A 22,539-nucleotide genomic window follows, 5' to 3' on the forward strand; every position below is an offset into this window, starting at 1 on the left:
GACGCCATGGCCATTCCACTCAGCCAGGGACACAGCCAGGCCCACGCCAGCTGGCGGGACTACCTGGAACTGACCAAGCCCAAGGTGGTGGTGCTGATGCTCATCACCTCCCTGGTGGGCATGTTCCTCGCCACCCGCGCCGGGGTGCCCTGGCAGGTGCTGCTCTTCGGCAACCTCGGCATCGGCCTGTGTGCCGGTGCGGCGGCGGCGGTCAACCACGTGGTGGATCGGCGCATCGACTCCATCATGGCCCGTACCCTCAAGCGTCCGGTGGTGAACGGCCGGGTCTCGCCGGCGGCGGCCCTGGCCTTCGCCTTCGTCCTCGCGGTCGCCGGCCAGGCCCTGCTGCTGGCCTTCACCAACGAGCTGACCGCCTGGCTGACCCTGGCGTCCCTGGTGGGCTACGCGGTGCTCTACACGGGCTTTCTCAAACGCGCCACGCCGCAGAACATCGTCATCGGCGGCCTGGCCGGCGCCGCGCCGCCGCTGCTGGGCTGGGTGGCAGTGACCGGCCACCTGTCCGCCGAGCCGCTGCTGCTGGTGCTGATCATCTTCGCCTGGACCCCGCCGCACTTCTGGGCCCTGGCCATCCATCGGAAGGCCGAGTACGCCAAGGCGGACATCCCCATGCTGCCGGTGACCCATGGCGAGCAGTACACCAAGGTGCATATCCTGCTCTACACCCTGGTGATGTTCGCCGTGAGCCTGCTGCCCTACGCCATCCACATGAGCGGCCCGCTCTACCTGGTGGCCGCGCTGGCGCTCGGCGGCCGCTTCCTGCAGTGGGCCTGGGTGCTGTACCGTGACAGCAGACCACACGCGGCGATCAGGACCTTCAAGTACTCTATCGCCTACCTTTTCCTGCTGTTCATCGCCCTCCTGATGGACCATTACCTGATGCTGAACCTATGACCAGAGTGCAGAAAACCGTCTTCGTCCTCGTCGCCCTCGTCGCCGTGGTGCTCGGCCTCACCGTGCACCGCGTGCTGTCCGGCCAGGGCCAGGCAGACCCCACCAAGCTGCTGGATGCGGGCATCGTCCTGCTGCCGCAGCCGCGCACCCTGCCCAGCCTGGAAATGACCAACCAGGACGGCCAGCCCGTACCGGTCGACCAGTTCAAGGACCAATGGAGCCTGGTGTTCTTCGGCTACACCTTCTGCCCCGACATCTGCCCGACCACCCTGGCGCAGATGCGCGAGCTCAAGGGCCTGCTGCCGGAGGCCGCACGCAACAACCTGCGGGTGATCCTGGTCAGCGTCGACCCCAACCGCGACACGCCCGAGAAGCTCAAACAGTACCTGGGCTACTTCGACCCGGCCTTCGTCGGCCTCACCGCCGACCTGCCCACACTGCAGAAACTGTCCAACGCCGTGAGCATCCCCTTCATTCCGGCGGACACCAGCAAGCCCAACTACACCGTCGACCACAGTGGCAACCTCGTGATCCTGGGCCCCGACGGCACCCAGCGCGGTTTCATCCGTGCGCCGTTGAACAACCAGAAGCTCAAGGAGCAGTTGCCCGCCTTGCTGGCGCCCAAGGCCTGACCGGCGCGCCGGAGCCACAAAAAAAATCCCGCTCGAGTGAGCGGGATTTTTCATTCAGCGGGCAGCGATCAGAACGCCGGTACCACGGCACCCTTGTACTTCTCCTCGATGAACTTCTTCACCTCGGGGCTGTGCAGGGCCTTGGCCAGTTTCTGCATGTCCTCGCTGGCCTTGTTGTCCTCGCGGGACACCAGGATGTTCACGTAGGGCGAATCGGAGCCTTCGATCACCAGGGCGTCCTGGGTGGGGTTCAGCTTGGCTTCCAGGGCGTAGTTGGTGTTGATCAGGGCGAGGTCGACCTGGTTCAGCACGCGCGGCAGGGTGGCGGCTTCCAGTTCGCGGATCTTCAGGCCCTTGGCGTTCTCGGCGATGTCCTTCGGCGTGGCGGTGATGCCGGCGTCGGCCTTCAGCTTGATCACGCCGGCCTTGTCCAGCAGCAGCAGGGCGCGGCCGCCGTTGGTGGCGTCGTTGGGGATCACCACCTGGGCGCCTTCCGGCAGTTCCGCCAGGGACTTCACCTTGCTGGAGTAGGCGCCGAAGGGCTCCACGTGCACGCCGGTGACGGAGACCAGCTTGACCTGGGTCTGGCGGGCCTTGTTGAACTCGTCCAGGTAGGGCTGGTGCTGGAAGAAGTTGGCGTCCAGGCGCTTTTCGGCCACCTGCACGTTGGGCTGGACGTAGTCGGTGAAGACCTTCACCTGGAGGTCCACGCCTTCCTTGGCCAGCTGCGGCTTGATGAACTCGAGGATCTCGGCGTGGGGCACCGGGGTGGCGGCGACCTTGAGGGTGCCGGCCTGGGCGGTGAGGGCGGAGAAAGCGGCGAAGGCCACCAGCAGTTTCTTCATGTTCGGCTCCTTGTGGGCAGTCTTGTGGGGCGGCGCGGATGGCGCCGACCCCGGGTCATTTACGGGAGAAGTGGACCACCAGCCGGTCGCCGACGGTCTGCAGGATCTGTACGAGTACCAGCAGCAGGACCACGGTGACCACCATCACGTCGGTCTGGAAGCGCTGGTAGCCGAAGCGGATGGCCAGGTCGCCGAGCCCGCCGGCTCCCACCACACCGGCCATGGCGGTGTAGGACACGAGGGTGATGGCGGTGACGGTGATGGCGGCGAAGATGCCCGGACGGGCCTCCGGCAGCAGGGCGTTCCAGATGATCTGGCCGGTGGTGGCGCCCATGGCCTGGGTGGCTTCGAGGATGCCGCGATCCACTTCCCGCAGCGCGGTTTCCACCAGGCGCGCGAAGAAGGGCGTGGCCCCCACCACCAGCGGCGGGATGGCGCCGGCGACCCCGAGGGAGGTGCCGGTGATGAGCACCGTGAAGGGGATCATCACGATCAGCAGGATGATGAAAGGCAGCGAGCGCAGGACGTTCACCACCAGCGACAGCAGGCTGTAGACGGCGCGGTTCTCGAACAGCTGGCGCGGGCCGGTGAGGAACAGCAGTACGCCGAGCGGCAGGCCCAGCAGCACGGTGAACAGCAGCGAGCCGCCCAGCATCAGCAGGGTGTCGAGGGTGGCGAGCCAGATTTCGTACCAGTCGATATTGGCGAGCAGGGCGTCCATCAGCGCAGGATCTCCAGGTGCACGTCAGCCTCGCGGAAGCAGGTCAGCGCGGCGTCGATGTCGCCGCCGGTGAGGGCCAGGGTCAACTGGCCGTAAGGGGTGTCCTTGATGCGGTCGATGCGGCCGGCCAGGATGCTGTAGTCCACGCCGGTGCGGCGGGCCACGGTACCCAGCAGCGGGGCGTAGGTGGCCTCACCGCGGAAGGTCAGGCGCAGGATGCGGCCTTCGACATGGGCGAAGTCGTCGCGTTGCTCGCCTTCATCCACCTGCTCGTCTTCCAGTACGAAGCGCTGGGTGGTGCCGTGCCGCGGGTGGAGGAACACGTCCGCCACCGGGCCCTGCTCGACGATGACGCCGCCGTCCATGACCGCGACGCGGTCGCAGACCCGGCGGATGACGTCCATCTCGTGGGTGATGAGGACGATGGTCAGGTTCAGTTCGCGGTTGATCTCGGCCAGCAGTTGCAGCACCTGGGCGGTGGTCTGCGGGTCCAGGGCGCTGGTGGCTTCGTCGCAGAGCAGGATCTTCGGCTGGGTGGCCAGCGCGCGGGCGATGCCGACCCGCTGCTTCTGGCCGCCGGAGAGCTGGGCCGGGTACTTGCGGGCATGGTCGGACAGCCCGACCCGGGCCAGCAGCTCGGACACCCGGCGATCCACTTCGGTGCGGGACAGCTCGCCGGCCAGTTTGAGCGGCAGGGCGACGTTTTCCGCCACGGTCTTGGACGACAGCAGGTTGAAGTGCTGGAAGATCATCCCGACCCGCTGGCGGAAGCGGCGCAGGCCTTCGGCATCGAGGGCGGTGACGTCCTCGCCATCGATGACGATGCGACCGCCGGTAGGTTCTTCCAGGCGGTTGATCAGGCGCAGCAGGGTGCTCTTGCCGGCGCCCGAATGGCCGATCAGGCCGAACACTTCGCCGTGCTGGATGGCCAGGTCGGTCGGCTGCAGGGCAGGGATTTCGCGGCCCTGGACGCGGTACGCCTTGTGGACGCTATGGAATTCGATCACTGCGGAAACCTTGTGGGCTCGTCGTTAGCCGGATCGGCTAAAAACCGGAAAGTTTACCCGTTGCGGGATAGGCGCAGAAAATCTTTCTGGACCTAAGGCTATAGCCAAGGGGAATAACAGGATGGATGGGGCCGGGTCCGGCCGCCTCAGGACTGCGGGCCGGGCTCGACGGCGGTGCTCTGGGGATTGAGCTGGCGCGCCTTGTCGATGGCGCCGTCCAGGCCTGTGGTCAACGCCGGCGCCTTGGGCATCAGGCTGCGGGCGTGGCTCAGGGCGCGGGTCGCACCATCCAGGTCGCCCTGCTGCAGGGCGTCCTGGCTGCGCTGCAGCCAGGCATCGGCGAGCTGGCGCTGGTAGTGCTCCAGGCGCGCATCGCCGGCGGCGGTGTCCTGCAGGGTCTTGAGCTGCACCTCGGCTTCCGTGAGCTTGCCCGCGGACAGGTCGTCGCCCAGCTCCTGGAAGCTGCTGACCAGTGCGGCGTCGGGTACCTCGGCCGTCTGCCGGGCGGTCTGGCAGGCGGCCAGCAGCAGGGACAGGGCGACAACGGGCAGGCAACGAGTGGCGAACGACTTCATTCCGGCGGGTCTCTGATTGCTCAAAAAACGCGCGATTCTACATCGACAATGGCTTCAGGACAAAAAATAGAGGCAAATCCGCCGTAATCCTGGCATTTCCAGAGGCATCCCATGCACTGCAGCGGCTCTTTTGCCCGGCTGATTCCGGCAAGATGGCCGGCACAACGACAAGAACGGCGAGGAATGCCATGTACACAGCCCATCAGGCGTTCGATTACATCATCATCGGCGCCGGTCCGGCCGGCTGCCTGCTGGCCAACCGCCTGTCCGCCGACCCTGGCGTGCGGGTGTTGCTGCTGGAGGCCGGCGGACGCGACAACCATCCCTGGATCCACATTCCCGTGGGTTATCTCTATTGCATCGGCAACCCGCGTACCGACTGGTGCTACCGCACCGAGGCCGAGCCCGGCCTGCACGGCCGCAGCCTGGGCTATCCAAGGGGCCGGGTGCTGGGCGGCAGCTCGTCCATCAACGGCATGATCTACATGCGCGGCCAGGCCGCCGACTACGAGCGCTGGGTGGAGCTGGGCAACCCCGGCTGGGGCTGGGCGGACGTGCTGCCGTTGTTCCTTCGCAGCGAGAGCCATTTCGGCGGCGCCAGCGCCTTCCATAACGATGCCGGCGAGTGGCGCGTGGAACGCCAGCGGCTGTCCTGGGAGATTCTCGACGCTTTTCGCCGCGCGGCCGCGGAGTGCGGCATCGCCCCGGTGGATGACTTCAACACCGGCGACAACGAAGGCTGCGGCTATTTCCAGGTCAACCAGAGGGGCGGTGTGCGCTGGAACGCCTCGAAGGCCTTCCTGAGGCCGGTGCGGCAGCGGCCCAATCTGTTCGTGTACACCGGCTTCGAAGCCCATCGCCTGCTGCTGGAGCAGGGGCGCGCGGTCGGCGTGGCCGGACGCTGGCAGGGGTTGGAGCATGAGGTCCGAGCCCGCCGCGAGGTCATCCTCTGTGCGGGCGCCGTAGGCTCGCCGCTCTTGCTGCAGCGCTCGGGCATCGGCCCACGGGGCTTGCTGGAGCGCCTCGGCATCGGTGTGCGTCACGAACTTCCCGGCGTCGGCGGCAACCTCCAGGATCACCTGCAACTGCGTCTGGTGTTCAAGGTCAGCGGCGTGCCCACCCTCAACCAGATGGCGGGCAGCCTGTGGGGCAAGGCCGGCATGGCGCTGCGCTATCTGGCCAGCCGCAGCGGACCCCTGGCCATGGCGCCGAGCCAGCTGGGCGCCTTCGTCCGTTCGGGTCCCGAGCAACCCCGGGCCAACCTGGAGTACCACGTGCAGCCGCTGTCCCTGGAGCGTTTTGGCGAACCGCTGCATCCCTTCCCGGCCTTCACCGCCTCGGTCTGCAACCTGCGTCCCCTGAGCCGGGGCCGTATCGACCTGCGCTCCGTCGACCCCCAGGCGCCGCCGGTGATCCAGCCGAACTACCTGAGCCATCCCGAGGACCTGCGGGTGGCCGCCGACGCCATCCGATTCACCCGCCGCATCGTCGCCGCGCCCGCCTTGGCGGCCTATCGTCCGGAGGAGCACCTGCCGGGGCCCGCGCTGCAATCCGAGGAGGCGCTGCAGGACGCGGCGGGGCGGATCGGCACCACCATCTTCCATCCGGTGGGCACCTGCGCCATGGGCCAGGGTGTCGAGGCGGTGGTGGGCGCCGAGCTGAAGGTGCATGGGGTGCCAGGGCTGCGGATCGCCGATGCCTCGGTGATGCCGGAGATCGTCTCCGGCAACACCTGCTCGCCGACCCTGATGATCGCCGAGAGGGCCGCGACCCTGGTGCTGGAGGACCTCAGGCGCGCCGGGGCAGGGCGAAGCTGAGGAGGAACAGGCTGGCGGCGGAGACCACGATGGACGGCCCGGCCGGTGTGTCTTCGTACCAGGACAGGGCCAGGCCGGCGCAGACCGCAACCAGGCCCAGCAGGCTGGCGCCCAGGGCCATCTGCTCGGGACTGCGGGCGTGGCGTTGGGCGGCGGCGGCGGGAATGATCAGCAGCGAGGTGATCAGCAGCACGCCGACGATCTTCATGGCCACGGCGATGACGATGGCGATCAGCAGCATCAGGGCCAGGCGGATGGCCGCCACCGGCAGGCCTTCCACCCGCGCCAGCTCCTCGTGGACGGTGATGGCCAGCAGCGGCCGCCACAGGGGGATCAGCACCAGCAGTACCAGGGCGCTGCCGCCGAGGATCCAGGCGAGGTCCTTCGGGCCGACCGCCAGCAGGTCGCCGAACAGGTAGGCCATGAGGTCGATGCGCACCTCGGTCATGAAGCTCAGCACCACCAGGCCCAGGGACAGCGTGCTGTGGGCGAGGATGCCCAGCAGGGTGTCGGAGGCCAGCGGCTGGCGCGATTGCAGGGTCACCAGGAGCACCGCCAGCAATACGCAGCCGACGGTCACCGCCAGGGTGGGGCTGACGTCCAGCATCAGGCCCAGGGCCACGCCCAGCAGGGCGGCGTGGGACAGGGTGTCGCCGAAGTAGGCCATGCGCCGCCAGACGACGAAGGAGCCGAGGGGGCCCGCCACCAGGGCCAGGGCGAGGCCGGCGAGCAGGGCGTTGAACAGGAAATCAGCCATGGTTGCAGTCGGGGCCGTGCTGGTGGGCGGGAGTGAAACGGGTGCCGTCGGGGAAGGGGCTCTTCACCACTTCGCCGTGCAGGTCATGGGAATGGTCGTGGTGGTGGTGATAGACCGCGAGGCTCTTGGCGTCCTGGCCGAACAGCTCGATGAAGGCCGGGTCGCCGCTGACCTGCTCCGGGTGGCCGGAACAGCAGACGTGGCGGTTCAGGCAGACCACCTGGTCGGTGGCGCTCATCACCAGGTGCAGGTCGTGGGACACCATCAGCACGCCGCAGCCGTGGCGGTCGCGCAGGCGGGTGATCAGCCGGTAGAGCTCGGCCTGTCCGGCGACGTCGACGCCCTGCACCGGTTCGTCCAGCACCAGCAGTTCGGGCTCGCGAAGCAGCGCGCGGGCCAGCAGCACCCGTTGCAGTTCGCCGCCGGAGATGGCCTGCAGCGGGCTGTCGATGACCTGGACGGCACCCACCTCGTCCAGCGCGGACAGGGCCGCCTTGCGGTCGACTCCCGGTACCAGGCGCAGGAAACGCAGCACGGTGAGCGGCAGGGTGGCGTCCACCTGGAGCTTCTGCGGCATGTAGCCGATGTGCAGGCGCGGCTTGCGCCACACCTCGCCCCGGTCGGGCTTGAGCAGGCCCAGCACGGTGCGCACCAGGGTGGTCTTGCCGGCGCCATTGGGGCCGATCAGGGTGACGATTTCCCCGGCTTTCAGCGCCAGCTGCACGTCCTGCAGCACGGACTGGCCGGCGAAGTCCACGCCGACCCGGTCGAGGCGGATCAGGGCGTCGCTCATGGCTGGGTCCGGCAGTTGGCGCAGAGGCCGACGATCTCGACCGTCTGGCCTTCGACGGTGAAACCCACGGCGCTGGCGCTCTCGACGATGGCCTGGCTGATCTGCGTTTGCTCCAGCTCGATGGCGGTCTGGCAGTTGCGGCAGATCAGGAACTGGCCCTGGTGAGCCTCGCCGGGATGGTTGCAGCCGACGAAGGCGTTGAGGGACGCGATGCGGTGCACCAGGCCGTTCTCCAGCAGGAAGTCCAGGGCGCGGTACACCGTGGGCGGCGCGGCGCGGCGGCCGTCTTCCTCGGCCAGCACGCCGAGGATGTCGTAGGCGCCGAGGGGCCGGTGGCTCTGCCAGACCAACTCCAGCACGCGCTTGCGCAGCGCGGTCAGGCGCAGGCCGTGGCGGCTGCAGATGGCCTCGGCCTCGGCCAGGGCGTTGCTGACGCAGTGGGAATGGTCGTGGGGGCGGCAGGCCAGGGGGGCTTTCACGCTGATCGGCTTGAGCATGGTGGCGGCGACGTCCGTTCGAAGAGACGTTATTCTATTACCCTTTTGCCGCCGAGTCTGCGCCGTGATCCGTCTATTCGTCTCCCTGCTCCTTGCCGCCTGCGCCCTGTCGGCCCAGGCGGATGTCCGGTTGCTTACCAGCATCAAGCCGCTGCAACTGATCGCCGCCGCCGTCCAGGAGGGTGTCGGCCAGCCCGACGTATTGCTGCCTCCGGGGGCCTCGCCCCACCAGTTCGCCCTGCGTCCATCGGATGTCCGGCGAGTGCGGGAAGCGGACCTGCTGTACTGGGTCGGCCCCGACCTGGAAAGCTTCCTGCCCCGCGTCCTGCAGGGGCGCGACAAGCCCAGCGTGGCCCTTCAGGACGAGCCCGGCATGCACCTGCGCCGCTTCGAAGCGCTGCACGACGAGCATGGGGAGCACGACCACGATGCCCATGAGCATGATCACGATCACCGCCCCGGCTCGCTCGACGCCCACCTCTGGTTGCTGCCCGCCAACGCCCGGGTGATCGCGGCACGCATGGCTGCCGACCTGGCCGCTGCCGACCCGGCCAATGCCGCCCGCTACCAGGCCAACCTCGAGGCTTTCGAGGACCGCCTGGCGGCGCTGGACGAACGCCTCAAGGCGCGCATGGCCAAGGTGGCCGGCAAGCCCTTCTTCGTCTTCCACGAAGCCTTCGATTACTTCGAGTCCGCCTACGGTCTGCGTCATGCCGGGGTCTTCAGCGTGGCCGGTGAGGTCCAGCCCGGCGCCCGGCACGTCGCCGCCATGCGCGAGCGGCTGCAGAAGGCAGGCCCCAGCTGCGTGTTCAACGAACCGCCCGTGGTGCCTCGTCTGGCGGAAACCCTGACAGCGGGGCTCCAGGTGCGCCTGGCGGAGCTGGATGCCATGGGCATGCACGCGCCGGTGGCTGCGAACGGCTACGAAGCCCTGTTGGAGAGCCTGGCCGATGGCCTGGCCGGGTGCCTGGAAGCGCTCTGAATCCGCTGCGACGGGTTGGGGCGCGCCGCGCGTACCCGTCGTGCGTTCCGCCCCCTATCCGTGCCTGGATCGTCGCCTGCTAAGGTGAAGAAGGACACCGGTCCCTGTTGAGGTGAGTCAGCGGCCGGCGATCATGGTCAGACGAGTCTGGACGCTTCATACGGGAGGGCAGCTGATGGCCGGGACGGGAGCACCCCAGGCGACCCAGGGTCACCACGGCGTCGCCCTGCAGGCGGCGTCCGAGGACATCTGGGACAGCAAGTACCGCCTGAAACAGAAGGACGGCACGCCCATCGACCTCAGCCCCGACGGCACCTGGCAGCGCGTGGCACGAGCCCTGGCGGGGGTGGAGGCCGAACCCACGGCGCGCGAGCACTGGTATGAGCGCTTCCTCTGGGCGCTGCGCAATGGCGCCATTCCTGCCGGCCGCATCCTCTCCAACGCCGGTGCCCAGGACCTCAAGCCGGCCACCTCCACCATCAATTGCACCGTCTCCGGCACCATCCTCGACTCCATGGATGACATCCTGTCCAAGGTCCATGAGGCCGGCCTCACCCTCAAGGCCGGCTGCGGCATCGGCTATGAGTTCAGCACCCTGCGTCCCCGGGGCGCCTTCGTCGCCGGCGCCGGGGCGCAGACCAGCGGTCCGCTGTCCTTCATGGATATCTACGACCGGATGTGCTTCACCGTCAGTTCCGCCGGTGGCCGCAGGGGCGCGCAGATGGGCACCTTCGACGTCTGCCATCCGGACGTGCGCGAGTTTATCCGCGCCAAGCGCGAGGACGGCCGCCTTCGCCAGTTCAACCTCAGCCTGCTGGTCTCCGACGCCTTCATGCACGCGGTAGAGAACGACACCGAATGGCCCCTGCTCTTTCCCGTCCATCCCCGTGAACGGGACGAACTGGACCTCCACGACGTGAGCCAGGTGATCTGGCGCGACTGGCCGGTGCACGAGGGCTACATCACCCGCGACGACGGCCTGGTGGCCTGCAAGGTCTACGGTCGCGTCCGCGCCCGCCACCTGTGGGACCTGATCATGGTTTCCACCTACGACTTCGCCGAGCCCGGCTTCATCCTCATCGACCGGGTCAACGAGCTGAACAACAACTGGTGGTGCGAGGCGATCCGCGCCACCAACCCTTGCGGCGAGCAGCCGCTTCCACCCTATGGCTCCTGCCTGCTGGGCTCCGTCAACCTCACCGCTTTCGTGGAGGAGCCCTTCGGCGAGGAGGCGCGTTTCGACTGGGAACGTTTCCGCGAGGTGGTGCGGGTGTTCACCCGCATGCTGGACAACGTGGTGGAGATCAACGGCCTGCCCCTGGCGCCCCAGCGCGAGGAGATACTCGGCAAGCGCCGCCATGGCATGGGCTTTCTCGGCCTGGGCTCGACACTGGCCCTGCTGCGCCTGCGTTACGGCAGCCCGGAAGCCTGCGTTTTCACTGAGGAGGTGAGCCGCGAGATGGCCCTGACGGGTTGGCAGGTCGCCCTGGAGCTGGCACGGGAGAAAGGGCCGGCACCGGTGCTCCTGCTGGACTACGAGGTGACCGCCGCGATGCTGCGCAAGCGTCCGGAGATGGTGGACGACGGCTACCGGGCGGGCGACCGGGTGCCGGGGCGCATCCTCCATGCCCGCTATTCGCGCTACATGCAGCGGATCGCCGAGCATGCGCCGGAACTGGTGGCGGAACTGGCGGAGGTGGGCGCGCGCTTCACTCACCACAGCTCCATCGCGCCGACCGGCACCATCAGCCTGAGCCTGGCCAACAACGCCTCCAATGGCATCGAACCCAGCTACGCCCATCACTACGCCCGCAACCTCATTCGGCCCGGGCGCAAGACCAAGGAAAAGGTCGAGGTGTTCAGCTATGAGCTGCTGGCCTACCGTGCCCTGGTCAACGCCCAGGCGCGTCCGGATGCCGAGCACCCGGCGCAGCGCCTGCCGGAGTACTTCGTCAGCGCCGATGACATCAGCCCGGCCGAGCACGTGGACATGCAGGCGGCGGCGCAGAAGTGGATCGACTCCTCCATTTCGAAGACCGCCAACGTTCCCACCGATTTCCCCTTCGAAGACTTCAAGGACATCTACCTGCGCGCCTGGCGACAGGGGCTGAAGGGCTGCACCACCTTCCGTTTCAATCCGGCGGCCTTCCAGGGTGTGCTGGTCAAGGAGGCGGACCTTGCGCGAACGCGCTACCGCTTCGAGCTGGAAGACGGCAGCGTGGTGGAGCTCCAGGGCAATGAGGAAGTGGAGTACGACGGCGAGGTGCATACCGCCGCCAACCTGTTCGACGCCCTCAAGGAGGGCTATTACGGCAGGTTCTGAGCCTGCGGAGGCCGTCATGAGCCTGAAGATCGAAAAGCGGATCACCGGTTTCAGTCTGGTCCAGCCCGAGACGGACAAGGCCCGCGAGACGGGCGAGGCCGTGCCGGTGGTGCAGATGGACGAGACGCTGCAGCGTCCGGAAATCCTGGTCGGCGCCACCTACAAGATCAAGTCGCCGCTGTTCGAGCATGCCCTGTACGTGACCATCAACGACATCGTGCTCAATCCCGGCACGCCCCATGAGCAGCGACGACCCTTCGAGATCTTCATCAACTCCAAGGGCATGGAGCATTTCCAGTGGATAGTCGCCCTCACCCGCATCATGTCGGCGGTGTTCCGCAAGGGGGGGGATTGCACCTTCCTGGTGGAGGAACTGAAGGCGGTCTTCGATCCCCGCGGCGGCTACCTCAAGCGCGGCGGTGTCTACATGCCCTCCCTGGTGGCGGAGATCGGCGCGGTGCTGGAACGGCACCTGATCGCCATCGGCCTGATGGAGGGGCAGAAACTGGACGAGGAACAGCGGCTCTACCTGGCGGAGAAACGCGCCGCCTATGAAGCCAGCCTGGGCACTTCCACCGCCGAGCCCGGCGAAGACTTCCCCCCCGGAGCCCAGCTTTGCGGCAAGTGCAACGCCCAGGCCGTGGTGCAACTGGATGGCTGCGCCACCTGCCTCAACTGCGGCCACTCGAAATGTGGGTGAGCCCGCTCAAAACGCATGCGTTTTGAAGGGCGAACGCCCGGCCAAGGATGGTTGGGCCGGGGTCGAGCCTTGGCAGCGGAGTACCGACAGGGATGTCGACTGCGGGTCTGATCTTCACGCCGGACAAGCATGCGTTTTGAAGGGCGAACGCCCGGCCAAGGATGGTTGGGCCGGGGTCGAGCCTTGGCAGCGGAGTACCGACAGGGATGTCGACTGCGGGTCTGATCTTCACGCCGGACAAGCATGCGTTTTGAAGGGCGAACGCCCGGCCAAGGATGGCCGGGCCGGGGTCGAGCCTTGGCAGCGCCCTTGGCGGGTGAGCTCGCTTCCAGGCCTCAAAGCGCGAACGGCAGCGGCAGGTCGACCTGCTGCCGCTGCGCCAGGCGTTTGCGGAACACATCCGGGTCGTGGATCAGCACGTCCTGCCCGGCGAAGGCATTGGCGGCGATCAGGCGGGACAGCCAGAACCGCACGCAGGCGATGCGCAGGGCGGCCGGCCAGAGTTCGGCCTCGGCCGCGGTGAAGGGGCGCAGGGCGGCATAGGCGCCCAGCAGGGCTCGGGCCCGTTGGCTGTCGAGGTGGCCGTCGGCGTCGGAGCACCAGTCATTCAGGCAGATGGCCAGGTCATAGAGCATCGGGCCGGAGCAGGCGTTGTAGAAGTCGATCACCCCAGTCAGGTGGGGGCCGTCGAACAGTACGTTGTCCTTGAAGAGATCGGCATGCAGGTTGGCGCGGGGCAGGGCGAGGAAACGCTGCTGGACCGCGTCGATCTCCTTCAACGCGTCGCGCAGCAACGGCAGCGCCGTGTTGTCCAGCTGCAGCGCCAGGCTCGGGCCCTCCTCCAGCATCCAGGCCAGGCCCCGGTCGCTCTTGCGTTCCAGTACCCGCTCGCGGGTCGCCAGGTGCAGGCGCGCCAGCAGGGTGCCGACTTCGGCGCAGTGGTGCGCATTGGGGTGGTGCACGTGCTTGCCCGGCAGGCGCGGCTGCAGCAGCGCCGGCTTTGCGGCCAGCTCCCGAAGGGCCTCGCCGGTCTCGGTGCGCAGGGCGAAAGGCACCGGAAGTTCGGCATCGTGGAGCACGTCCAGCAACTCGATGAAGAACGGCAGGTCGTGGCTGGGGCCGCGCTCAACCAGGGTCAGGACGAACTCACCCCGCTCCAGGCTGACGAAGAAGTTGCTGTTCTCTGAACCTTCGGCGATGCCCTGGAAATCCTTCAGTCGTCCCAGCCCGTAGGGGGCGAGGAAAGCTTCCAGTTCCGGGCGTTCGAGCGGGGTGAATACGGACATTGGACTACCTTGTTACGGGATTGCGTGTGCTACCAGCTGAAGATTTCCCACGCGGGAATGAGCATGTCGGGCTTGTCCGAACGAACGAAGTTGCTCTCGCCGTCGGCCCGGACCAGGAAGTACGGCTTGCCGTTCTTCGGGGTCACCTTGATGGCGTAGAGGAAGCCGTTCACACGGTATTCCTGGATGGTCTTGTCGCCCTCCTGGCGGATGGTGACGTCCGGCTCCGCAGACGGCTCGTCGGCGGCGAACGTGGCGACCGGGGCGACGGCCAGCAGGCTGGCGATCAACAGGCGGTTCAGTGCGCGCATGGTAACCTTGTCCCTTCTCGTCAATGATCGGTCCATTCTACTTCGGGTCCGGCGAATAAAGGTTGATTTCACGCATGAGCCAAGCTCCCCTCGTCCTGGTGGACGGATCCTCCTACCTCTACCGCGCCTTCCATGCCCTGCCCCCGCTGACCACCTCCGCCGGCCTCCCCACTGGGGCGGTGAAGGGCGTGCTGAACATGCTCAAGAGCCTGCGCCGGCAATTTCCGGACAGCCCCTTTGCGGTGGTTTTCGACGCCAAGGGAGGCACCTTTCGCGATGAGATGTTCGCCGAGTACAAGGCCAATCGCCCTTCTATGCCGGACGAGCTGCGGGTGCAGGTGGAGCCGCTGCATGCCAGCGTGCGCGCCCTGGGACTGCCGCTGCTGTGCGTGGAGGGTGTGGAAGCCGACGACGTGATCGGCACCCTCGCCCGGCAGAGCGCCGCAGGTGGCCGCCCGGTGGTGATTTCCACCGGTGACAAGGACATGGCGCAGTTGGTCGACGGGCACATTACGCTGGTCAACACCATGACCGGTAGCACGCTGGACGTGGATGGCGTGAAGGAGAAATTCGGTGTCGGTCCTGAACTCATCATCGACTACCTGGCCCTGATGGGCGACAAGGTGGACAACATCCCGGGTGTCCCCGGCGTCGGCGAAAAAACCGCCCTCGGCCTGCTCACCGGTGTCGGCGGCGGCCTCGATGTGCTCTATGCCAGCCTCGACAAGGTGCCCGAGCTGCCGATCCGGGGGGCCAAGGGGCTGCCGGCCAAGCTGCTGGAGCACAAGGACATGGCCTTCCTCTCCTACAAGTTGGCCACCATCAAGTGCGATGTCGAGCTGGATGTCGAGATCGACGCCCTGCATCCCGGCGAGCCCGATCGCGAGACCCTGGCCGAGCTCTATCGCATCCTCGAGTTCAAGAGCTGGCTGGACGAGCTGCAGCGCCAGGCCAAGTCCGAGGGTGATTCACTCGTGCTGGAGGACGTCCCGGCCGCCAAGGCCGAGCAGCGCTACGAGGTGGTGCTGGATCAGGCCCGGTTCGACGCCTGGCTGAAGAAGCTGGAGGCCGCGCCACTCATCGCCTTCGACACCGAGACCACCAGCCTCGATGCCCAGCAGGCGCAGGTGGTGGGAGTCTCCTTCGCGGTGGAAGCCGGTGAAGCGGCCTACGTCCCCCTGGCCCACAGTTACATGGGCGTACCGGCGCAGCTGGATCGCGATGCAGTGCTCAAGGCCCTCAAGCCCCTGCTGGAGGACCCGGCCAAGGCCAAGGTGGGGCAACACGCCAAGTACGACATGAACGTCCTGGCCAACGCGTCGACCCCCATCGCCGTTCGCGGCGTGGCCTTCGACACCATGCTGGAATCCTATGTGCTGGACTCCACCGCGACCCGTCACGACATGGACAGCCTGGCCCTGAAGTACCTCGGCCACAGCACCATCCGCTTCGAGGACATCGCCGGCAAGGGCGCCAAGCAGCTGACCTTCGACCAGATCGCCCTGGAGCAGGCCGGCCCCTACGCCGCCGAAGACGCCGACGTCACCCTGCGCCTGCACCAGGTGCTCTGGCAGAAGCTGGAAGCCGTTCCATCCCTGGCCAAGGTGCTGACGGAAATCGAGATGCCCCTGGTGCCGGTGCTGGCCCGCATCGAGCGCAACGGCGCCCTGGTGGATGGCAAGCTGCTGGGCCAGCAGAGCCTGGAGCTGGGCGAGAAACTGGTGGCCCTGGAGCGCCAGGCCTTCGACCTTGCCGGGCAGGAGTTCAACCTGGGCTCGCCCAAGCAACTGGGTGCCATCCTCTACGAAAAGCTGGGCCTGCCAGTGCTGGCCAAGACCGCCACCGGCCAGCCCTCCACTGCCGAGAATGTGCTGGCGGACCTGGCCGAGCAGGATTTCGAGCTGCCCAAGGTCATCATGCAGTACCGCTCCCTGAGCAAGCTCAAGAGCACCTACACCGACCGGCTGCCGGAGCAGATCAACCCGCGCACCGGCCGCATCCACACGTCCTACCACCAGGCGGTGGCGGCCACCGGGCGCCTGTCGTCCTCCGACCCGAACCTGCAGAACATCCCGATCCGCACCGCCGAGGGTCGCCGCATCCGCCAGGCCTTCGTCGCGCCCGAGGGCTACAAGCTGCTGGCGGCGGACTACTCCCAGATCGAGCTGCGCATCATGGCCCATCTGGCCAAGGACGAGGGCCTGCTGGATGCCTTCCGCCACGGCCGCGACGTACATCGTGCGACCGCCGCCGAGGTCTTCGGCGTGGCCCTGGACGAGGTGACCTCCGACCAGCGCCGCAGTGCCAAGGCCATCAACTTCGGCCTGATCTACGGCATGAGCGCCTTCGGCCTGGCCAAGCAGATCGGCGTCGAGCGCAAGGAGGCCCAGGCGTACATCGACCGCTATTTCGCCCGCTATCCCGGCGTGCTGGCCTATATGGAACGCACCCGCGAGCAGGCCGCCGCCCAGGGTTTCGTCGAGACGCTGTTCGGGCGCCGCCTTTACCTGCCGGAAATCCATTCGAAGAACCAGGCCATGCGCAAGGGCGCCGAACGTACCGCCATCAACGCCCCCATGCAGGGCACCGCGGCGGACATCATGAAGCGCGCCATGGTGGCGGTGGACGATTGGCTGCAGGACAGCGGCCTGGACGCCCGCGTCATCCTCCAGGTTCACGACGAACTGGTGCTGGAAGTGCGCGAAGACCTGGTGGAGCGGGTCCGCGATACCCTCCGCCCGCTCATGAGCGGGGCCGCCGAGCTGGACGTACCGCTGGTGGTGGAGGCGGGCGTGGGGAACAACTGGGACGAAGCGCACTGAGTCTTCGCATGGGGGCGAGCATCTGTTTCAGTCGTGAAACAGATGCTTAGTTCCTGATCGAATAAACAGCTTTGCCCTGATAGCAAAGTGGTTTGAATATTGGTCTGAACTTTCTGCCGGGAGGGTGAGTCACAGAGTAGGAATGGCTGGTGAAGCCCTTCGATGCTCCTTTTGCTGTGTTTAGTGTTGGCAGATATCTGAACCCCGCCCTAGCGGTTCAGACTTAGACCCCGAACTTCCCCCTCCCCATACGAAGTCCGGGGTTTTTTTTGCCTGCGATTCAGGCGTCGGCCTCGGGGTCCTGGCCCAGTTGCAGCCATTCGGCCAGCACCGCATGGGCTTCCTCGATGCCCTGGCGCTTGGGCGCGGAGAACAACTGGATGGTCACGCCTTCGCCCCAGCCCTTGCGAATCTCCTGGCGCACCTTGAGCAAGGCGTTCTTCGCCGCGCCGAAGGCCAGCTTGTCGGCCTTGGTCAGGAGGATGTGCAGCGGCATGCCGCCAGCCTGGGACCAGTCCAGCATCAGCCGGTCGAAGTCGGTGAGGGGGTGGCGGATATCCATCAGCAGCACCAGGCCTACCAGGCTCTCGCGGCTGCTCAGGTAGGCTTCGAGGTGGTGCTGCCAGTGCTGCTTGAGGGGAATCGGCACCTTGGCGTAGCCGTAGCCGGGCAGGTCCACCAGGCGGCGTTCGTCGTCCAGCGAGAAGAAGTTCAGCAACTGGGTGCGGCCGGGGGTCTTCGAGGTACGGGCCAGGCTGGCGTGGGTCAGGGTATTCAGGGCGCTCGACTTGCCTGCGTTGGAGCGTCCGGCGAAAGCCACTTCCAGTCCGGTATCCGCAGGGCACTGGTCGACCTTGGCGGCACTGATGAGAAAGCGGGCCTGTTGGCACAGGCCGAGGATCGGGTTCTTCGTTGACATGGGGAATCCAAGGGGGGTGCGACGCGGTGTCGCATAGGCCGGTTTCGTTTCCGTTTATGCATCGCCAGTATATAATGCCGCAGATTTAGTGTGCGCTTTATCCCCCAGGGTCTGGTGTCCACGGCAGTGACCGACGCACGAAAGAATGCGCGGCAATGCCCTCCCGATGAGGTTGATCATGAAGAAATACCTGCTGGTCGCCGGCTTCGCGGCGATTTCCTGTGTCGCCCAAGCTGCACAGGATCCGGAAGCGGTTTTCAACAAGGCCTGTGCGGCCTGCCACAACGGTGCATTGCCGATGGCGCCGAAGAAGGGCGACAAGGCTGCCTGGGAACCGCGACTTGCCAAGGGGATGGATACCTTGGTGCAGAGCGTCACCAATGGTCTCAACGCCATGCCGCCGAAAGGCATGTGCATGGATTGCAGTGCCGAGGACTACAAGGCCGTCATCGAGTGGATGAGCCAGTAAAAGTAGCCCGGTACATAACACCTTCACCCCTTTAGCCGTAGTTGGATTAGCTGATGAACAAAGTAATCGTGAGTCTGCTGTTGACCCTGGGCATCACCGGCATGGCCCACGCCGCTGGCGATGCCAAGGCCGGTCAGGCCAAGGCCGCTGTCTGCGGCGCTTGCCATGGCCCGGATGGCAACAGCGCCGCCCCGAACTTCCCGAAACTGGCTGGCCAGGGCGAGCGTTACCTGCTCAAGCAGATGCACGACATCAAGTCCGGTAACCGCACTGTGCTGGAAATGACCGGTCTGCTGACCAACATGAGCGACCAGGACATGGCGGATATCGCTGCCTACTTCGCCAGCCAGAAAGGCAGCGTTGGCGCCGCCGATCCCAAGCTGGTGGCGCGGGGCGAAGCCCTGTTCCGTGGTGGCAAGCTCGACCAGGGCATGCCGGCCTGCACCGGTTGCCATGCGCCTGATGGCACCGGCAACGCGGCGGCGGGCTTCCCGCATCTGGGTGGCCAGCATGCGCAGTACGTGGCCAAGCAGCTGACCGATTTCCGTGAAGGCAACCGCACCAACGACGGCGACAGCATGATCATGCGCGGCATCGCGGCCAAGCTGAGCAACAAGGATATCGAAGCGGTCTCCAGCTACATCCAGGGCCTGCACTGATACCGGCGTGGGAACTTGAACAAGGGTGGCTTCGGCCACCCTTTTTCGTTCCTGGGCCCGCTACAATGGCCGGAACCCGCCGCATTGCCGCAGGTCGAATTCTCGCCCTCGTGGCGCCAATTTCCCCCAAGGAGTGAAGCATGCGTAACCTGATCCTTTCCGCTGTCCTCGCCGGTGCCAGCCTGCTGGGCATGGGTGCCGTCCAGGCTGATGACATCGAAGCCGGCAAGCAGTACGTCGAGCTGGGCAGCCCGGTACCGGTCGCCGTGCCCGGCAAGATCGAGGTGGTGGAACTGTTCTGGTACGGCTGCCCCCACTGCTACCAGTTCGAGCCCACCCTCAACCCCTGGGCCGAGAAGCTGCCGGAAGACGTCAACTTCGTGCGCATTCCCGCCATGTTCGGCGGACTGTGGAATGTCCACGGCCAACTGTTCATCACCCTGGAAAGCATGAAGGTCGAGCATCAGGTGCATAAGGCCGTGTTCGACGCCATCCACAAGGACGGCAAGAAACTGGCGACCCCCGAGGAAATGGCCGAATTCCTGGCCGGTCAGGGCGTGGACAAGGACGCCTTCCTCAAGGCCTTCAACTCCTTCGCCGTGAAGGGCCAGATGGAGAAGGCCAAGAAGCTGGCCATGGCCTACCAGATCACGGGCGTGCCGACCCTGGTGGTCAACGGCAAGTACCGTTTCGACATCAGCTCCTCCGGTGGTCCGGAGCAGACCCTCAAGGTCGCCGAGCACCTGATCGAGAAGGAGCGCGCCGCGAAGTAAGCGGCGCATTCGCCCGATGCTGCGACGCTGGGGAGACCGTGAGGCGAGCTCGTGCGATGCACGGGTGAATCCCCATTGCGACCGCGATGGCTTGCCCGTGGACGGGCGCTTGCGGCTGCTCAGCTTCAACATCCAGGTCGGCATCAGCACCGAGCGCTATCGACACTACCTCACCCGTGGCTGGCAGCACCTGCTGCCCCACCCGGGTCGCGCAGTAAACCTCCAGCGCATTGGCGAGCTGTTGGGGGAATACGACCTGGTCGCCCTGCAGGAAGTCGACGGCGGCAGCCTGCGCTCCGGCTACGTCAACCAGGTGGAGCACCTGGCGCAACTGGCGGATTTCCCTTTCTGGTACCAGCAACTCAATCGCAACCTCGGGCGTCTCGCCCAGCACAGCAATGGCCTGCTCAGCCGCCTGCAACCTACCCTGCTGGAAGACCATCCCCTGCCCGGCCCTCCCGGCCGTGGCGCGATCCTCCTGCGCTTCGGCCAGGGGCGCGATGCCCTCGCCGTGGTGATGATGCACCTGGCACTCGGGGCGCGGACCCGCACCCGCCAGCTGGCCTACATCCGTGAGCGGGTGGCCGGCTTCCGGCACCTGGTGCTGATGGGTGACATGAACACCCACGCCAACGACCTGCTGGAGCATTCGCCCCTGCGTGACCTCGGCCTGCTGGCGCCCCAGGTCGAGGCCACCTTCCCCAGCTGGCGCCCCCAGCGCTGCCTCGACCATATCCTGCTCAGCCCCAGCCTCACCCTTGAGCGCGTGGAAGTGCTGAGCCAGCCGATTTCCGACCACCTCCCCGTGGCCGTGGACATCCGCCTGCCCGACGGGCTGCGTGCGGACCTGCCCCTGGCCCTCAGCCCGTCCCCGCAGGGTGTTCCCGCATGAGCGACGACGCCCAGCGCTGGAAAGCCAAGTACCTGGAGAACCTCGAGGAGCAGGAGAAGCTGGAGCGTCGCTGGGACGCCCGCCTCGACCTGCTGCGGCGTGGCCTGGTGCGCAGTTCCCTGGCTGCCGAGGGCACCGACAAGGCGGTGGACCTCTGCATGCAGGAGCTGCGGGAAATCATTCGTGGCGAACAGATGGACGCCGGCCTCTCCGCCCTGATTCCGCGTCTGGAGAAAGCCGTCCTCGACTCCGAGCAGCGCCGCCAGCAGCGCGCGGAGCAGAGCGTCGGCGCCCTGGCCGCGCTGGCCGGACGCCTGCTTGAGCTGGACCTGCCACGGGAGGTGCGCAAGGGCCTCAAGCAGTTCGCCAAGCGAATCGACGAGCGCGCCCGCCAGCCCCGTGAACTGCCGGCCCTGCTGGCCGAGCTGGGCATGCTCCAGGGCCAGGCCCTGGAAGCCATTGCCCGTGTCGACCCCTCGGCGCCTCGCCCCGGTCTGCTGCAACGACTCTTCGGTGCCCGTGAGGAGATCCCGGCGGACGCCGCTCCCGTTGGCCAACCGGCGGCCGCCGTGACCTCTACGGTGGCCGAGGGCCCCGAGCCTTTCCCGGCGGCCGAACCACCCGTACCCGTGCCGGTTCCCCCCGCACCGATGCCGGCCACCCCTGCGTCCGCGCCTCGCAGCAGCACGCTGGACAGCCTGCCCCTGGCGGCATCCCTGATCACTGGCGAGGGCGACCCCGATTACGCCCTGCCGAGCGTACCCGAGCCCGGCTACAGCGCCATCGCCCCGCATGTGGCGGCGAGCCTGCGTGCCCTGCTGGACGAGCTGGACCTTCCCGAACACCACCAGCCCCAGGCCGATGCGTTGCGCCAGCGCCTGCAGGGCGGGCTCAACTGGTACGAGCTGGTGCCGGTGCTGGACGATTTCGGCGTCCTGGTCCTGGCGATCACCGGAAACGGCCAACGTGAGTTCGTCGGTTACCTCAAGCAGCTCAACCAGCGCCTGGCACTGTTTCTCGAACACCTCACGGCGGCCCAGGAGGGCTATGCCGAATCCCTGGACAGCGCTCGCGCCCTCGACGACCAGCTGCGCGAGCAGGTCAGCGGCCTGCAGGCCAGCGTCCAGGACGCCAGCGACCTCGACGACCTCAAGCGCAGCCTGGAACGACGCCTGGACGGCCTGCTGCAGACCCTGGACCGTTTCCACCGGCAGCGCTCCTCCCGGGAACATGAGGTGGGCGAGCGTCTCCAGGCGCTGATGGCGCGGGTGTCGACGATGGAGGTGGAGGCCAGGGCCTTCCAGGAGGACCTCGAACTTCAGCGGCAGAAAGCCCTGCAGGACCCCCTCACCGGCCTGCCCAACCGCGCGGCCTGGAATGAGCGCCTGGAGATCGAGCGCGCGCGCCAGCAGCGTTATGGCGGCGACCTGTCGCTGGCGGTGGTGGATATCGACCACTTCAAGCGCATCAACGACAGCTTCGGCCACCTGGCCGGCGACAAGGTGCTGAAGATCATCGCTGGCGAGCTGGCCCGGCGCCTGCGCAAGACGGACTTCATCGCCCGTTTCGGTGGCGAGGAGTTCGTCCTGCTGCTGCCCTCCACGCCCCTGGATGGCGGCCGGCAACTGCTGGAGGCCCTGCGCACCGACATCGAAGCCTGCCCCTTCCATTTCAAGGGCGAGCGCGTAGCCATCACCTTCTCGGCAGGCCTGACCCCGATGCTGCCCGGCGAGCCTGGTGACGCCGCGTTCCAGCGAGCCGACGAGGCCCTCTACCGGGCCAAGCACCAGGGCCGCAACCGGATCGAACCGGCACCGGCCAGCGACGAAGTCTCCAGGGCGGTCTGA

At 66.9% G+C, this 22,539-nt stretch carries 22 protein-coding genes; 12 read left to right on the forward strand and 10 right to left on the reverse strand.

Going from position 1 to position 22,539, the window contains the following annotated elements; all coding sequences use genetic code 11:
* Positions 1-6 precede the first annotated feature (6 nt).
* Together cyoE and KF707C_RS00280 are read left to right on the forward strand one after the other, a co-directional pair.
* Positions 7-912 (forward strand): heme o synthase, encoded by a 906-nt coding sequence (gene cyoE / locus KF707C_RS00275; protein ID WP_003458116.1) that lies wholly within the window; start codon positions 7-9, stop codon positions 910-912.
* Positions 909-1,544, forward strand: a complete 636-nt coding sequence (locus KF707C_RS00280; RefSeq protein ID WP_036994653.1) for an SCO family protein — start codon at positions 909-911, stop codon at positions 1,542-1,544. The genes cyoE and KF707C_RS00280 overlap by 4 nt, the downstream gene beginning before the upstream one ends.
* Positions 1,545-1,612: 68 nt before the next feature.
* Here KF707C_RS00280 and KF707C_RS00285 read toward each other — a convergent pair whose 3' ends face one another.
* The 4 genes from KF707C_RS00285 to KF707C_RS00300 all read right to left on the reverse strand — a co-directional run bounded on the left by KF707C_RS00285 (position 1,613) and on the right by KF707C_RS00300 (position 4,692).
* The gene (locus tag KF707C_RS00285) at positions 1,613-2,389 is read right to left on the reverse strand and encodes a MetQ/NlpA family ABC transporter substrate-binding protein (protein WP_003458118.1); all 777 of its coding nucleotides are present in this window, start codon (positions 2,387-2,389) and stop codon (positions 1,613-1,615) included.
* Between the two features lie 55 nt (positions 2,390-2,444).
* Entirely contained in the window at positions 2,445-3,110 is a 666-nt protein-coding gene (locus KF707C_RS00290) for a methionine ABC transporter permease (protein WP_003458119.1), read from the reverse strand.
* Positions 3,110-4,117, reverse strand: coding sequence for a methionine ABC transporter ATP-binding protein (locus KF707C_RS00295; protein WP_003458120.1), 1,008 nt, complete (start codon positions 4,115-4,117; stop codon positions 3,110-3,112). Before KF707C_RS00295 ends, KF707C_RS00290 begins: the two co-directional genes overlap by 1 nt.
* Before the next feature lie 146 nt (positions 4,118-4,263).
* Positions 4,264-4,692 (reverse strand): hypothetical protein, encoded by a 429-nt coding sequence (locus KF707C_RS00300; RefSeq protein ID WP_003458121.1) that lies wholly within the window; start codon positions 4,690-4,692, stop codon positions 4,264-4,266.
* A 188-nt stretch (positions 4,693-4,880) separates the two neighbouring features.
* On the opposite strand from KF707C_RS00300, the gene KF707C_RS00305 reads away from it, so the two are divergent.
* A complete protein-coding gene (locus KF707C_RS00305) occupies positions 4,881-6,509 on the forward strand; it encodes a GMC family oxidoreductase (protein ID WP_003458123.1) in 1,629 nt (542 codons plus the stop codon).
* Here the strand turns inward: KF707C_RS00305 and znuB are convergent.
* The 3 genes from znuB to KF707C_RS00320 are packed head-to-tail and all read right to left on the reverse strand — an operon-like array spanning position 6,481 to position 8,556.
* Positions 6,481-7,266: a zinc ABC transporter permease subunit ZnuB gene (znuB, locus tag KF707C_RS00310; RefSeq protein WP_003458124.1), complete on the reverse strand. Its 786-nt coding sequence runs from the start codon at positions 7,264-7,266 to the stop codon at positions 6,481-6,483. The two genes, KF707C_RS00305 and znuB, sit on opposite strands and share 29 nt — an antisense overlap.
* Positions 7,259-8,059 carry a zinc ABC transporter ATP-binding protein ZnuC gene (gene znuC / locus KF707C_RS00315; protein WP_003458125.1) on the reverse strand — a complete coding sequence of 267 codons (801 nt, stop codon included), beginning with the start codon at positions 8,057-8,059 and terminating at the stop codon, positions 7,259-7,261. The genes znuB and znuC overlap by 8 nt, the downstream gene beginning before the upstream one ends.
* The gene (locus tag KF707C_RS00320; protein WP_003458126.1) at positions 8,056-8,556 is read right to left on the reverse strand and encodes a Fur family transcriptional regulator; all 501 of its coding nucleotides are present in this window, start codon (positions 8,554-8,556) and stop codon (positions 8,056-8,058) included. Before KF707C_RS00320 ends, znuC begins: the two co-directional genes overlap by 4 nt.
* A 64-nt stretch (positions 8,557-8,620) precedes the next feature.
* Here KF707C_RS00320 and KF707C_RS00325 point away from each other — a divergent pair, with 64 nt between their 5' ends.
* The 3 genes from KF707C_RS00325 to KF707C_RS00335 all read left to right on the forward strand — a co-directional run bounded on the left by KF707C_RS00325 (position 8,621) and on the right by KF707C_RS00335 (position 12,561).
* Positions 8,621-9,538: a zinc ABC transporter substrate-binding protein ZnuA gene (locus KF707C_RS00325; RefSeq protein ID WP_003458127.1), complete on the forward strand. Its 918-nt coding sequence runs from the start codon at positions 8,621-8,623 to the stop codon at positions 9,536-9,538.
* 133 nt (positions 9,539-9,671) lie between these two features.
* A complete protein-coding gene (locus KF707C_RS00330) occupies positions 9,672-11,861 on the forward strand; it encodes an adenosylcobalamin-dependent ribonucleoside-diphosphate reductase (RefSeq protein WP_394296144.1) in 2,190 nt (729 codons plus the stop codon).
* A 16-nt stretch (positions 11,862-11,877) separates the two neighbouring features.
* A complete protein-coding gene (locus KF707C_RS00335) occupies positions 11,878-12,561 on the forward strand; it encodes a TSCPD domain-containing protein (protein WP_003458130.1) in 684 nt (227 codons plus the stop codon).
* A 335-nt stretch (positions 12,562-12,896) separates the two neighbouring features.
* Here KF707C_RS00335 and KF707C_RS00340 read toward each other — a convergent pair whose 3' ends face one another.
* Together KF707C_RS00340 and KF707C_RS00345 are read right to left on the reverse strand one after the other, a co-directional pair.
* Positions 12,897-13,847 carry a homoserine kinase gene (locus tag KF707C_RS00340; RefSeq protein WP_003458131.1) on the reverse strand — a complete coding sequence of 317 codons (951 nt, stop codon included), beginning with the start codon at positions 13,845-13,847 and terminating at the stop codon, positions 12,897-12,899.
* Between the two features lie 29 nt (positions 13,848-13,876).
* Entirely contained in the window at positions 13,877-14,158 is a 282-nt protein-coding gene (locus KF707C_RS00345; protein WP_003458132.1) for a DUF2782 domain-containing protein, read from the reverse strand.
* Positions 14,159-14,232: 74 nt separating this feature from the next.
* Here KF707C_RS00345 and polA point away from each other — a divergent pair, with 74 nt between their 5' ends.
* Positions 14,233-16,980, forward strand: coding sequence for a DNA polymerase I (polA, locus tag KF707C_RS00350; protein WP_003458133.1), 2,748 nt, complete (start codon positions 14,233-14,235; stop codon positions 16,978-16,980).
* A 280-nt stretch (positions 16,981-17,260) separates the two neighbouring features.
* On the opposite strand, the gene yihA is transcribed toward polA, so the two are convergent.
* The gene (gene yihA, locus KF707C_RS00355; RefSeq protein WP_003458134.1) at positions 17,261-17,899 is read right to left on the reverse strand and encodes a ribosome biogenesis GTP-binding protein YihA/YsxC; all 639 of its coding nucleotides are present in this window, start codon (positions 17,897-17,899) and stop codon (positions 17,261-17,263) included.
* 178 nt (positions 17,900-18,077) lie between these two features.
* On the opposite strand from yihA, the gene KF707C_RS00360 reads away from it, so the two are divergent.
* From KF707C_RS00360 to KF707C_RS00380, 5 genes are all read left to right on the forward strand, one after another.
* Positions 18,078-18,368: a c-type cytochrome gene (locus tag KF707C_RS00360; protein ID WP_036994665.1), complete on the forward strand. Its 291-nt coding sequence runs from the start codon at positions 18,078-18,080 to the stop codon at positions 18,366-18,368.
* Positions 18,369-18,421: 53 nt separating this feature from the next.
* Positions 18,422-19,027: a c-type cytochrome gene (locus KF707C_RS00365; RefSeq protein WP_036994667.1), complete on the forward strand. Its 606-nt coding sequence runs from the start codon at positions 18,422-18,424 to the stop codon at positions 19,025-19,027.
* A 140-nt stretch (positions 19,028-19,167) separates the two neighbouring features.
* On the forward strand, positions 19,168-19,800 hold the full coding sequence (locus KF707C_RS00370; RefSeq protein WP_003458137.1) for a thiol:disulfide interchange protein DsbA/DsbL: 633 nt from the start codon (positions 19,168-19,170) through the stop codon (positions 19,798-19,800).
* Between the two features lie 16 nt (positions 19,801-19,816).
* Positions 19,817-20,692, forward strand: coding sequence for an endonuclease/exonuclease/phosphatase family protein (locus KF707C_RS00375; RefSeq protein WP_036994669.1), 876 nt, complete (start codon positions 19,817-19,819; stop codon positions 20,690-20,692).
* A complete protein-coding gene (locus KF707C_RS00380; protein WP_003458151.1) occupies positions 20,689-22,539 on the forward strand; it encodes a GGDEF domain-containing protein in 1,851 nt (616 codons plus the stop codon). The genes KF707C_RS00375 and KF707C_RS00380 overlap by 4 nt, the downstream gene beginning before the upstream one ends.

It is taken from the genome of Pseudomonas furukawaii, assembly GCF_002355475.1.
Classification (GTDB): Bacteria; Pseudomonadota; Gammaproteobacteria; order Pseudomonadales; family Pseudomonadaceae; genus Metapseudomonas; species Metapseudomonas furukawaii.

Bases quoted from the DNA above. Each gene is read 5' to 3' on its own strand.
- cyoE (WP_003458116.1), top strand. From the start codon at position 7: ATGGCCATTCCACTCAGCCAGGGACACAGCCAGGCCCACGCCAGCTGG.
- KF707C_RS00280 (WP_036994653.1), top strand. From the start codon at position 909: ATGACCAGAGTGCAGAAAACCGTCTTCGTCCTCGTCGCCCTCGTCGCC.
- KF707C_RS00285 (WP_003458118.1), bottom strand. From the start codon at position 2,389: ATGAAGAAACTGCTGGTGGCCTTCGCCGCTTTCTCCGCCCTCACCGCC.
- KF707C_RS00290 (WP_003458119.1), bottom strand. From the start codon at position 3,110: ATGGACGCCCTGCTCGCCAATATCGACTGGTACGAAATCTGGCTCGCC.
- KF707C_RS00300 (WP_003458121.1), bottom strand. From the start codon at position 4,692: ATGAAGTCGTTCGCCACTCGTTGCCTGCCCGTTGTCGCCCTGTCCCTG.
- KF707C_RS00305 (WP_003458123.1), top strand. From the start codon at position 4,881: ATGTACACAGCCCATCAGGCGTTCGATTACATCATCATCGGCGCCGGT.
- znuB (WP_003458124.1), bottom strand. From the start codon at position 7,266: ATGGCTGATTTCCTGTTCAACGCCCTGCTCGCCGGCCTCGCCCTGGCC.
- znuC (WP_003458125.1), bottom strand. From the start codon at position 8,059: ATGAGCGACGCCCTGATCCGCCTCGACCGGGTCGGCGTGGACTTCGCC.
- KF707C_RS00320 (WP_003458126.1), bottom strand. From the start codon at position 8,556: ATGCTCAAGCCGATCAGCGTGAAAGCCCCCCTGGCCTGCCGCCCCCAC.
- KF707C_RS00330 (WP_394296144.1), top strand. From the start codon at position 9,672: ATGGTCAGACGAGTCTGGACGCTTCATACGGGAGGGCAGCTGATGGCC.
- KF707C_RS00335 (WP_003458130.1), top strand. From the start codon at position 11,878: ATGAGCCTGAAGATCGAAAAGCGGATCACCGGTTTCAGTCTGGTCCAG.
- KF707C_RS00340 (WP_003458131.1), bottom strand. From the start codon at position 13,847: ATGTCCGTATTCACCCCGCTCGAACGCCCGGAACTGGAAGCTTTCCTC.
- KF707C_RS00345 (WP_003458132.1), bottom strand. From the start codon at position 14,158: ATGCGCGCACTGAACCGCCTGTTGATCGCCAGCCTGCTGGCCGTCGCC.
- polA (WP_003458133.1), top strand. From the start codon at position 14,233: ATGAGCCAAGCTCCCCTCGTCCTGGTGGACGGATCCTCCTACCTCTAC.
- yihA (WP_003458134.1), bottom strand. From the start codon at position 17,899: ATGTCAACGAAGAACCCGATCCTCGGCCTGTGCCAACAGGCCCGCTTT.
- KF707C_RS00360 (WP_036994665.1), top strand. From the start codon at position 18,078: ATGAAGAAATACCTGCTGGTCGCCGGCTTCGCGGCGATTTCCTGTGTC.
- KF707C_RS00365 (WP_036994667.1), top strand. From the start codon at position 18,422: ATGAACAAAGTAATCGTGAGTCTGCTGTTGACCCTGGGCATCACCGGC.
- KF707C_RS00370 (WP_003458137.1), top strand. From the start codon at position 19,168: ATGCGTAACCTGATCCTTTCCGCTGTCCTCGCCGGTGCCAGCCTGCTG.
- KF707C_RS00375 (WP_036994669.1), top strand. From the start codon at position 19,817: ATGCTGCGACGCTGGGGAGACCGTGAGGCGAGCTCGTGCGATGCACGG.
- KF707C_RS00380 (WP_003458151.1), top strand. From the start codon at position 20,689: ATGAGCGACGACGCCCAGCGCTGGAAAGCCAAGTACCTGGAGAACCTC.